Origin of the sequence: Marinigracilibium pacificum, from assembly GCF_012926615.1 — a bacterium.
Lineage (GTDB): Bacteria > Bacteroidota > Bacteroidia > Cytophagales > Cyclobacteriaceae > Mangrovivirga > Mangrovivirga pacifica.
In genome coordinates this window covers 87,714-100,456 of record NZ_JABBNU010000005.1, presented here as the reverse complement: position 1 = coordinate 100,456, position 12,743 = coordinate 87,714, and the positions used below count along the sequence as shown (strand labels likewise).

7 protein-coding genes are annotated in these 12,743 nt (G+C 36.4%); 6 read left to right on the top strand and 1 reads right to left on the bottom strand.

Annotated features, from left to right (window positions below):
* Positions 1–159 precede the first annotated feature (159 nt).
* The 6 genes from HH304_RS08960 to HH304_RS08935 all read left to right on the top strand — a co-directional run bounded on the left by HH304_RS08960 (position 160) and on the right by HH304_RS08935 (position 5,105).
* Positions 160–411 (top strand): type II toxin-antitoxin system Phd/YefM family antitoxin, encoded by a 252-nt coding sequence (locus HH304_RS08960; RefSeq protein WP_169680548.1) that lies wholly within the window; start codon positions 160–162, stop codon positions 409–411.
* A complete protein-coding gene (locus tag HH304_RS08955; RefSeq protein WP_169680545.1) occupies positions 411–665 on the top strand; it encodes a Txe/YoeB family addiction module toxin in 255 nt (84 codons plus the stop codon). The genes HH304_RS08960 and HH304_RS08955 overlap by 1 nt, the downstream gene beginning before the upstream one ends.
* Positions 666–1,163: 498 nt before the next feature.
* Positions 1,164–2,582 (top strand): alpha/beta fold hydrolase, encoded by a 1,419-nt coding sequence (locus tag HH304_RS08950; protein WP_169680543.1) that lies wholly within the window; start codon positions 1,164–1,166, stop codon positions 2,580–2,582.
* A 144-nt stretch (positions 2,583–2,726) separates the two neighbouring features.
* Entirely contained in the window at positions 2,727–3,506 is a 780-nt protein-coding gene (locus HH304_RS08945) for a carbonic anhydrase (RefSeq protein WP_169681032.1), read from the top strand.
* Positions 3,507–3,621: 115 nt separating this feature from the next.
* Complete coding sequence (locus HH304_RS08940) at positions 3,622–4,485, top strand: helix-turn-helix domain-containing protein (protein WP_169680541.1); 864 nt, start codon at positions 3,622–3,624, stop codon at positions 4,483–4,485.
* 65 nt (positions 4,486–4,550) lie between these two features.
* A complete protein-coding gene (locus HH304_RS08935; RefSeq protein ID WP_169680539.1) occupies positions 4,551–5,105 on the top strand; it encodes a carboxymuconolactone decarboxylase family protein in 555 nt (184 codons plus the stop codon).
* Positions 5,106–5,184: 79 nt separating this feature from the next.
* Here HH304_RS08935 and HH304_RS08930 read toward each other — a convergent pair whose 3' ends face one another.
* Complete coding sequence (locus HH304_RS08930) at positions 5,185–12,399, bottom strand: Ig-like domain-containing protein (protein WP_169680537.1); 7,215 nt, start codon at positions 12,397–12,399, stop codon at positions 5,185–5,187.
* Positions 12,400–12,743 lie beyond the last annotated feature (344 nt).

The following is a 12,743-nucleotide window of genomic DNA, read 5'->3' as shown; positions in this document are numbered from 1 at the left end:
TGCGATCTAGAAAGAATACTGTTTGACATTCTATTGTTCGACTATTTAAGGGATACATATCCTGAACAGCATATTTGTATCATTGTGAAATTTAATTTCAAATTCAAACTTATTGTACAATATTTCGTACAATTAATATCGATTGATTATCTTTGTATCATGGAAATCACAACATATTCTAATTTCAGACAGAATCTAAAGTCATTTCTTGAAAAAGTTCTTTCAAGTCATTCACCTCTTTTTGTAACCCGATCAAAAGGAGAAGATGTTGTTGTAATATCTAAAGCCGATTACGAAAGCATGCAGGAAACACTATATCTGCTGAGTAGCTCAAAAAATGCTGAAAGGATATATAAAGGATTAGAAGAGTTTAAAAATCAAAAAGGGATTAAAAGAGATTTAATCGACTAATGGAATTGATTTTTATGTCTCCTGCCTGGGAAGATTATCTATATTGGCAAAAAACAGACAAGAATCTTTTAAAGAAATTGAATTCCCTGATAAGGGAATGTCAGCGAACTCCATACGAAGGAACTGGTAAACCGGAGCCATTAAAAGGGGATTTGTCCGGCTGGTGGTCACGTCGTATAAATCATGAACATAGATTGGTATATCGATATGAGAATGAAGCCCTCTATATTTTACAGTGTAGGAAACATTATTAAATAAAAGGAACATTCAACTAAGCTAGTTTATTTGAGCACTGCGTTTGTAACGCAGATTTTTGACTATGGCATTAAAAATGCCTACCTCACACATCTTCGAAGCAAACGAGGACGATTAACTCCCCCACACTCTTTATTTGCGATCTGGAAAGTCATTTCGAACATCATATGATTCGTTAATATTTCATGTTAAATACCCAAATATTGATTCATAGGAGATTGATTATGTGAGAAATCTCATGATCAGATAACAAATCCGGAAGAGTGTAAAAAGAGAGCTATAATAATCGACCTTGTTTAGCGCAGCGTATCGAGGTTGTTTGAGCACTGCGTTTGTAACGCAGGTTTTTGACTATGGCATTACAAATGCTAACCTCAGACATCCTCCTTACAAACGAGGACGATTTTGGGGGGCTTTAAGATTACAAATCCTAAAGAGCAAAAAGTGTATAATTCTCAACTGTGATTTGACGTAAATATTTGATATCTTAAGCAAGTATGTCACGACTAATCTTATTAATAATTTTTGTTTTAACCACTTGTAATTTTTCGAATCAGCAAGCAGTAGCTGAATGTCCTTTTACTCAAGCTGAAGGTATTGAATGTGGAAGTATTGTTGTTCCTGCAAACTATAAATCAGCCACCGATAATGACCAAATAACCCTTCAATACTACTACATTCATTCCACTAGCGAAATTAAATCTAATTATCCATTGGTTTTTCTTCAAGGTGGTCCCGGAGGTTCAGCAACTGATATGGTTGAACTTTTTAGAAATAGTCCATACAGAAATGATTTTGATATTGTTTTAATTGATCAACGAGGTACAGGACTCTCCGAAGCTTTTTGCCCGGAAATTGGATCTGAATATTTTAAAGTTCTCGCTGAAGATCTAACCTCGCAACAAGAATCTGATAAAGTAATAGAGTTGGCCAGAGCATGTCGTACTGAGCTTGAAAATAAAGATTATAACTATTTGAACTACTCAACATCGAACACAGTTGATGATCTTGAAAGATTAAGGGAACACCTCAATATTGATAAACTAAATCTCATTGGAGGCTCATATGGTACAAAAGTGGCGCTTAAATACATTGAAAAGTATCCTGAAAGTACTAATAAAGTGGTGTTACAAGGGATATTTCCTCCTGAAGTAAATTTATATGATAATGTTATTTCAAATTACCACCAGGCCATTAGAAATGTATTCAAATTGTGCGAACAGGATGAAAAATGTAAATCCAGGTATCCTGATTTGTCAGAACAATATTATTCTACCATCAAAAGATTAAGAAATGAGCCTCTTAGATTGGACTATCAGGGAAGTGAGTTTGTTATTAATGCCCAGGATTTTATATTGATTACCCATTTAATGCTTTATCAGCGTTCTACGGTTCAAATTTTGCCTTATACAATTTCTCAATTTAATAATAACGAATATGTTGATTTGGAGAATGTATTAAGGTCAGTAGAAAGTGTTTTTAATATTATAAACCTTCCTGTTTATTGGTCTGTTATGTCTCAAGAAGAATTTAGTGGAACAGAAAAATCCAAGCTTCTTTCTGACCTTGAAAAAAATGAAGAATTATATCCAGGTCACGCATTTTTTCTTTCAGACCCGGAGGTTTTAGAGTTTTGGGCTAATGGAAATAGTATAAATAACGATGAAAAACCAGTAGAATCAGAAGTGCCTGTTTTACTTGTGAATGGTGGATATGACCCGATAACATCAGTTGAAAATATGAAATTGGCTGAAAAAGGACTTACCAATTCTATTGGTGTTGCTTTTAACTTTGAAGGGCATTCTATTTTTACTCAATGCTTTTATGATTTGGCATTGCAATTTCTAAATTCCGAAACAAGTGCTTCATTGAATACAAGCTGTGCAAAGGTTAAGCCAACCTTTGATTGGAGATAATGTTGCTATAATTTTTTTAATTGTAACGAGGTCTTATACACTTATATTTATGTTTTATTATGCTCATTGCTGATTTTTTGGGTAAATTATTATAAGTAACCAACTAGTAATCAAGCGATGAAAAGATCATACTAATTATTTCTAATATTCCTGTTTGCCTGCAATCAAAACGAAAAGGCAAATAATCAGTCAGAAACTGAAACAGACCACGAAGAAACAACTGAAGAGACTTCGGATCATGAAGAACACTGGAGTTATGATGGTGAGACTAGCCCTGAACATTGGGACGAGATTCTTAAGGATTCTGATTGTGATGGAATGTATCAATCGCCAATAAACATTACAAATTACATTCAAAATGATTCACTTCAGCCTGTGAAGGTATTTTTTAAGGATAGCACTATGATTCACGAGGTATTGAATAATGGCCACACAATTCAATACAATTTCAAATCCAGCGACTACATTATGTTTGATGATGTAAAATACTACATAAAACAATTTCATTTTCATGAACCTGAAGAACATCTCATAGATGGGGTAAGGTATCCTCTAGCTGTTCATATGGTTCATATGAGTGAAGATGGGGGGTATGCTGTAGTTGCGGTTATGGCTAAGGAAGGAGAAAGAAGTAAAACTTTTGATGTACTTGAAGAGTTTTTGCCTGTTCAGGTGGGTGAAACAAAGGTAATTGATAAGATAGTTAATCTGAAAGTGAGTTTTCCGGAGAACAAATCTTACTTTCATTATATAGGATCCCTGACTACTCCACCATGTACTGAAAATGTTAAATGGTTTGTGATGAAAGATCCTATTAATATTTCATTAGAACAAGCTAATGTTATCAGAGAATTAATGCCGCTTAATAACTACAGAGATCAACAACCTATTAACGGACGAAATATTAAACTTTATAGTGAGTAGACAAGAATTATAAGAGAATTCTGTTCCAGGACTAACATCATAGAATTTGGGTGAAATGTCATAATCAGGACAAACGCTTCACTACTGATTATGATCATTTTACGTATTTAATTAAATGATATTTTCAGGAAAAGCAAATGAATACCTTGAAGTCGTAGAGGTCGGTCCTGGCAACTGTGATATTTTGGAAAATGCAGGTTCAAGTGAATTGTCATTAATCTGGTTTTCAGAAGATGACAACATTCTTGTTATTGATGGTCTAAAGAAAAGCTTCAACAATAATCAGATTTTATGTCTTACAGAATTTCATAAACTTGAAGTATTAAAGATGACAAAAGCCCGGTTGATTAGATTTAACAGGGCTTTTTATTGTATTCTTCATCATGATACAGAGGTAAGCTGTAAAGGTCTCCTGTTTTTTGGAAATACATCATTTCCGATGATTAATCCAACGTCAGACGATTTGAAAATCCTTAATGCAGTATGGGAAATGCTTCTGATTGAAATGGAATCCAGAGATAATCTTCAGTTGGAAATGTTACAAATGATGCTGAAGAGGCTTTTAATTTTGTGCACCCGGATTTATAAAAGGGAAAATATCAATAAAGATCTGGAGCCAAATAGCATAGACATAATCAGAGAATTTAATTTCCTTGTTGAAATGCATTTTAAAAATTATCATGGTGTAGACCAGTATGCCGAAATGTTAAACCGGTCACCAAAAACTCTATCGAATACTTTTAGGCTATCAGGAAATAAATCGCCATTACAATTTATCAATAATAGAATAATGGTTGAATCCCGAAGATTATTAGCTTATACCGATAAGTCAATTTCAGAAATTGCTTTAGAACTTGGGTTCACAGACATTCAATCATTTAGCAGATTTTTCAAGAAAAATGAAATGAAATCACCAACGGAATACAGGAGTAAATCCCCTTCGGGAAAAATTGATAATTACCAGGGAAATCCAGCTTAACTCAAAACAGTAATAAACCTTCAGCTTTGTATTGTTAATAATCAACGAAACAAAATCAGATAACAATGAAAAAGTTTGAAGTACCAACAAGAGAAGAAGTATCAGGAAAAAATCAGGAGATATTTGATACGCTAAATAAAAATTTAGGCTTCGTACCAAATCTGTATGCTTACTATGCTAAAAATGAAAATGCTTTAGGTGATTATCTTGCCTTTCAAAATAGAAAATCAACTCTTAGGGCAAAGGAGAAAGAAGTAATTAATCTTGTTGTTAGTCAATATAATGGATGTAGATATTGTCAGTCAGCCCATACTGCATTGGGTAAAATGAATGGATTTACTGATGAACAAATAATTGAAATCAGAACCGGTAAGGCTACATTTGATACTAAGTTAGATGCATTGGCAAGATTTACTTTATCAACAATTGAAAATAAAGGAAAAGCATCTGGAGAAGCTAAGGCTAATTTCTTTGAGTCCGGATATACTGAAGCCGATTTGATAGATGTGGCAATGGTAATAGGAGAGAAGACAGTAAGCAACTTCATTCATAATCTTACTGATTTTGAAATCGACTTTCCATTAGCACCAGAGCTGGAAACTGTTAATGAATTGAATTAAAAATCCATACTAAAAAGTAAAAGCCAGGCGAGGGATGGTACCCATGAGCCTGGCTTTTTGGTTTTCAAACTATTAAACTTTACTGTTTAATAATTTTTCGTTGGGTTATTATTGCTCCTGACTTAGAGGTAAGTCGTAGCACATAAATACCTGGTTTTAATGATCTGATATCAATCTCGTTAGATCTTGTTTCAGATATTTCACCCAGATTATGTGCCGAAACACTTTCACCGTTCAGGTTATACAGTTCTGTATAATAAGTATCTCCGTCACCTTTGAAGCTTAAATTCACAAACTCTCTGGAAGGATTCGGAAACAATTTTATCTGTGTATTGTCTTCGTTAACAACCATGTTTTCCAAACCATCGATTTGGGCAATCAGATTCTCACGAGCTTCATCAGATAACTTGTTGATAACTATAATTCCATCAAGGTCATAGGCATCAGCATTCGATCCTTTAAAATCTGCTGGATCACTAATGTCAGTAATTCTGATATATTTTGCTGAAGTCAAGCCACTGGCAGCAATATCAACCATGCCATCTCTGCATATCTCTTCAGCAACAACATACCATTCTACTCCATCAGCAGACACTTCTACTTTAGCCTTTTCAGGATAGCTACCACAGCTACTATTTGCATCTCTAAATGAGGTTTCAACAATTAACAGGTCATCACCTTCTCTGTCAAGTACTTCACAAGCAAGCTCTATTTCAATAGAACCTCCAAAACCTAATGAAACGAAATTGAAATTGTCATTTTCTTGTGGTTTTCCAATTGCCTGCTCAGGATTTGATCTTGAGGCCGGAAGCGGAAGTCCATTTTTACGATTTCCCGGATTGTAGGATAATATGGAATTTCCATAGCAAGAATCATCATTATTGATTACTTCAAAATTAACTGTTAATGGAATTCCTCCAAATCCATTTCCGTTTTTCTGTGTGAATGGAGTTGCAGTGACAGTATTTACTCCTAATGGTAATTCGATAGGGTGGAATTTTTTACCTCCCGAATAGTCGCCATTAATTGCATATGGTGCATAGTTTTCAGTTTGGAAGTTGCTTTCGCCATTAAAATCGAATACAACACTTCCAACATTGACACCATTTACCTCAGCCACGATACTGAATTTATTTTTGCGATAGTTATCAAGATTTATCACATCTCCATCTAATAATGGTCCGATTTCCTCTTGAATATCAGCATCGATTAATGTAAAGCTAACAACCTCCGGAACTGGTAAAACAGTTAATGCCACTGGAATTGAAGCTTCTGGTGTTACCGGATCATTACTCAGCACTACAATATCACCAAAGTACGTTGAGTCTGCTTCTAGTTGATCGGTGAAGAATGTTACTGATACATCATCAGTCTCACCAGGTAATACCGTTCCGGTAACTGGAGGAGTAAATGTAATTGCAAGTCCATCAGTCAGGTATTCAGTGTTAAAGATTACCTGTAATCCGGATAATCCCATTGGTCCTTCGATACCCACAGTACTGGTAGTTCTTATTGTTGAATTAACATTTTCGTACTGGAATTTAAATGACCCATCAGAGAATAAAATCACCTGGAAGCTAACAGGATCAGGTGCCGGGAAGAATGGAGGGAAACCAAAACCTGGCACTTCTTCATATTGAACAATGAAATAATCTGCTGTTCCATAATAGAATACTCCGGTACCATCAAGTGGTTCCAGATCATCCCATAAAGGAGCAATGAAGAAATTAGGGTTCGACTCATCTGGTATTTGCTGGTTTGTAAAGTTGTTACCAACAATCGGAGCGAAAGTCAGGAATCCGTTAGCAGCAATAGTTACGCTATCTTGAGATTCACCGAAGAAACTAAATGTAAATGGCAATGCTACTGTTGAGTTACCGTCATTTCCTACATTGATCGGAGTGCCCATTTCGCTAATGTCCATATAATCATATGCTGGTCCGCCACCGTTGTTATCAACCCATGTATACCCAAAAGTTCCTGGTTCGCCACTTGCATTAAGGAAATCTGGTCCTACACGAGTATCAGCTGATTCCTTACTTATGATCTTTTCGTACTCGATTTTCTCATAGCCTTGAATGACAAGATTGTTTTCTGCCTTTCCAAAATATGGAGGTGTAAGACTATAGTTAAGCGGATAGTTTCCTGCGTTTGAAACTGATACAATTGAAGTTGCCGAGTCAGTTTTGTAAACAGAAACACTAATAGAATCCGGTGCCAGTTCAATTACCGGCGGATCTACACCAATACCAGATACAAAGACATTAAACATCTCATTTGAGAATGCGTCATCGCTCTGAATAACTATATCATCATATACGAAGCCAGGAGTGGAAGGACTAAATTTCACATTGACAATTCTTGATCCATCAGGAGCGATTGTCAATGGTCCGGACTCATCAACCATAAATGTACTGTCACTATTTGTAATACTCGACACATTTAGAGTTTTGCTTCCTGTATTTCTAATTAAGAATGAAGCCTCACTTGACAATCCGACAAACAGAGAGTCAAAATTTAAACTATCCGGTTCAACCGAAATCTCCGGGTATCCGATAACAGTCAGTTCAAATACAGCAACGTTATTTTCCTCAGAAGGAGCATTGCTTGATAGCATAAGTTCGTCAAGATATACGCCGTCATTTAGATCAGTTGCATCCAATTGAACAGATATTACTTTAGATCCTCCGGCTGGTACAACTCCACTTAATGGAGATACGCTGGAAATAAACGGAGTTTTGACAAACTCAGGTTTTACGAATCTTAGAGCTAATCCATCTTTAACATAGGCAGTATTAAATGCTGTTTGAGCTCCATCAGAGCCATCTTCATTTTCAATTCCTATAGTTGCTGATTCAAGGAATGTAGCTGAAGATACATCTTCATAAAATACATCAATGTTTCCATCATCATAAAGTACTATCTGGAAAGTAATGTAGTCATCTGCAGTTCCAAAAAACTCAGTTGCCTGGGTCCATTGTACAATCAGATGATCACCAAAATCCTGAAAATGAACAGCTCCATTAAACTCCTGAGGCTCCAGGTCATTCCAGAAACCGGCAATGATATTATTTGCATTATCATCTACAGGAATTTGAGCATTTAACCATGTTGGGCTTGCAGGAGGGGTGAATGCTAAAAACCCATTAGCATTGACATAAACTGAGCTTTGTGGTTCACCATAAAATTCGAAAATAAATGATAGGTTAACTTCAGCAGTACCATCTCCACCAAGAAGATTTGTTATTTCAGTACCAGTACCGCTTATATCATTGAAATTATATACAGGTCCGCCAGCTTCGTCACTGTCAATCCAGGTATAGCCAAAGCCATTGTCAGTACCCATATTATAATCTACAGGAGCACCAACTCGGGTGTCAGGAGTAGATTTTTCTGCAGTTTCAATGTCAAAATCATTAAAAGCGAGAATTTCAGCATTTTTATAATCGTCATTACCAATGATCTGTGCTTCTTTTATAGCTAAATCAGGGAATGAGAATATCAATGGTGAATTACCATCATTTACCAGGTTTACTGAAGACTCGACTGTAGTGCCTGCATCAGTAGTTTCCTCTGTTTTCTCAGGGTCAAACCTCGCAATTGGCGGATCAACTCCGATACCATTTACTACTAATTCAAATTCCGGATTATTTGGGGCATCACTTTCTATAGTGATAAGTCCGTTAATGCTTCCAAGGGAAGTAGGAGAGAAGGTCACAGTTACTTCAACTTCCTCACCAGCTGAAATGACACCGCTAGTAAATGATACTTCAAAATCTGAATTGTCTGAACTTACATTTGAAACATTAATATCTGCCAGTCCAGTATTTGAAATCGAGAATGTTCTTTCTCTACTATCACCCAGGAATACATCATTAAATAACAAGTATTCATCAGAGAACTCAATATTAGATACCTGACCGCTAACTGCAAATGAGGTGTTGACTGATACCTCTGAGTTTACAGGATCATTGCTCGAAATATTTATTGGAGTTTTGAATATACCATTCGAAAGGTTTTCGCCATTAAATGAAGCAGTAATAACTAATGAGTCACCAGTTGCAACTGTTCCTGATGAAGGTTGCAGAGTGATGTAACCTCCGTCAGAAGTACTTCCACTCAATGCTCTGATTAAGAAAACAAAACCTGAAGGATTAAATGTAACTCCACCATCACCACTAAAGAAGTAGGTGTTTGGTCGTTGGGTAGCACCATCATCTACACCTTGAGGAAATTCTATTCCATCAGGATATTTATGAACTACCCAGAATGAATCTCCTGCTTCAAAGCTTATGGATTCATTTAAAGTTTCCACGATTACTATTCCTTCTGCGCTAGCTTGTTCAACAGTTTGTGAAAGAAGTAGTTGTCCATCTGCAGGAGTATCGCCACCGGTGTAGATTTCCAGAATGATTACCGGGTTTGATACAGCTTCGGTTCTGAATCCATTTCGAACAGCTGTTAAGGTGAAGTCTCTGTCGACATCAAATTTTATAGCCGTTGTATATGGTGAAGTTTGTAATCCGGAGAAGTTATCTGGAAAATCAATTCCCGAGTCATAAGAAATTGAATCAGTAAAGTTGCTGTTTAAAGGTTGAGAAGAAGGTTCTTTAACCACTCTCATCAAGTTTTTACTAAAAGCAGAAGCCTCATTCAATTCTTTGTTATTTCCCTTACCATATAAGGTCATATCTAGTTGCGGAGAAACTGTTCTTGCATTTGTCATTAATGGATCTACGGTAGTAGCTCCTAGTGATAAATTGAACTCAAGATTTGCCTCTCCGGAATTAGAAATTGTAAATGTACGTTCCGCAACAGGAGGGATGTCAACAGTAACATCAACAGCTGCCGACAAAGAATCAGGATAAACATTGATTTGTGGTGGAGCAACAACAGTTAAATCCACTGGAATTGAAATAGGTGAATTTATTGAGTCATTGCTGAATACATTTATTGTAGCAGAATAGCCTCCCGGGGAAAGAGATCTGGTGTCAAATTTAACATCCAGTGTCTGCGTTCCTCCGATTGCCACACTTCCTGCACTTGGAATAACACTGAGGAAAAATGCATTTGGATCACCATCAGTGATTTGCAAGTTATCCATGTCAAATGTTGAGCCTGTTGTTTCCATCGCCGAAAGAAGTACAACCTGTTCAATTAGTGATGCAAAACCCTGTCCGGAGAATACTAATTCATTATCAAATAGTAATGAGAATGTTGCATCATCTTTATCAACTACTATTTTTAAATTAAAGTATCCTTCAGGGGTAATCACATCCAGTCTAGTAAAGCCTGATTCAACAAGTGCATCAATTGTGCCATCAGAATTAAATCTGATCCGTGTTACCACAGAGCCTTCGGTTGGTGACTGAGGAATATACTCCCATGTTACGCCTTGTCCTTGAATATTTATGTCTGCCGAAGTAGTCATAAATGGCTCATCTAAAGGAGTAATTGTAGGAGATATAGCAAGAATATTTCCCGGTCTTGTACCTCCTAAACCATCAGAAACTCCTCTGAAATGTTGAGAGCTATCTGCTGGATTTTCGTTAGATATTACCCAGTTGCCATCATATTGACTTATCCATCCATTTTGTCCATTGATATTACCAGTTGAAAATGATTCAAAACTGGTAGCATATAATGAAGTCACAATTTTACTTTGGGAGGTGAATGAACCAACAATGGCTGAAGATAGATCGGACCCAACAGGTTTTTTTACACTATACTTCTGTAGACCCTGACTATTTATTAATGAATTAGTTTCATTGATAATTTGTGCCATAGAAGGCATTGAATCATTATCTATTTGAATATTATAGAATAAGACATCATCACCAACATTTGATATATTAAGCTCTCGGGTTACTAATTGAAACTGCTCAAGTTCCTCTGAAAACTGTAATGGAGATACAGATATTTCCGGAGCTTCACTTCCATCGAGTACTCTGATGTTTACAATTGCAAAAGCAGAAGTTTCAAATCCGACCACATCAAACTCTAACGTATCCGTGTATATACCTTTTGGTAGATTCGCAGAATTTATTGATATCGATACCGAATCTGTTAATCCGGAATTAATTTCTAATGTCTGCGGGGAAATGTCGTAAATAAAAGAAGGGGTTGAAAAAGGGCTTACATTAATTGTTAGGATTGTATCTGAAATATTTGATACTTCAATTAATCTTAATAATGTTTCATCAATAAATAATTCACCTTCTAAAACTGAAGGGCTTAATACAATGGGAGGGGCATCATCATCATTAATTACCCAGCCCATATCTTTGAAAAGCCCTCGGGTAATATCACCAATGTCAAAGTTGGATTCTGCAGAACCTACTTGAGGAGTCATTAATGAATTTGGGTCGCCTGCAGGGAAAGTAGCTTCATCCCAGTGAGCAAGGCTTGAACCTCCCTGCCAGGTTGAGGGAGCATAAAGTTCAGGTCTGTTACCACCTAATGCAGCTTTTGCAAATGTACCATCCATAAACAAGTCACCTCCGGTAAATGCATCACCTAATTCGGTTGATGGATCAGGAAAATCCAAGAGTAAATTACCATCTCCATCTACGATAAATAATCCGAATACAGATGGCCTGCCACTAGATCGCAGTGTGCCGGTTCCTCCGCTAAAGCCTCTAACAGTTGTGAAACCAAGTCCATGACCAGCCTCGTGAAGAGCAACTGTCACAAAGTCGTATAACCCTGCCGGGGTATTCCCATCCAGACCAAAGTACCATGGAATACCATTTCCAAGGTTGACAATAAGGTCAAAATCTTCATCTGGAAACAGTACTTCTCCCGCCAGAGCATTCGCTAACGCTGCCGGGTATAGGACGTCTTCTTCAGGTGCTCCCGAGAAGTTAAAAACGTTGTAAGCAGGACCCGCCGAAGCAAGAACTCCTGGGCCAAGATCTGCAAAGTCTGCATAGACTTTTATAGGAACTGAAGATACAATCTGAGTTGACCAGATGTCTAATGCATACTGAAATGCTGCTTTAGCTTCAGGGTTAGCCTCTGCTCCCGGGCCAAATGTTATTTGAAACTCGGCTGTAGCATTTTGTTGTAATACTCGTTGGTTTTCAAGATACCTGGAATCAGGTATGTTCACTCTGGTAAACATATCCTGAGGTTTTGCCGGGCAGATAACCGGAACTGCCGGAGCTTTTCGCGCTTGAGCGTTGATTGATACAGGAATGAAACTCAATAATAATAAGAGCCAGAATAAATACCGGCCATTGAATTTCATCCTATGCCAACCATCAATTGGAATTGGCTTAGTAGAAATTTTCATAGAGATTGATTGAGATTTAGTTAAAAATTATACTATGTATTAATTGAAATTTGTTTTCCTGGTGGAGGGATAATTATTCTTCTTATTAAATGCTTTGAAAATGAATGTTTGGGTCCGGGCAACAGAACACAACTACAGATTTTAAAAATCAGCATACCATATAATTATTTTTTTGTTGACCTTTTTTAAAAATATTAATCAAGCGCTCAACACAAAAATCTTATCCCCAAATTGATAAAATAGATTTGATGGTGGTCGAACAAAGGTTGAAAATGTATAATCTTTAATATCGAAAAAATTATATTAATCCCAAAATTAATTGTGATATTTTAATTTTAAATTTT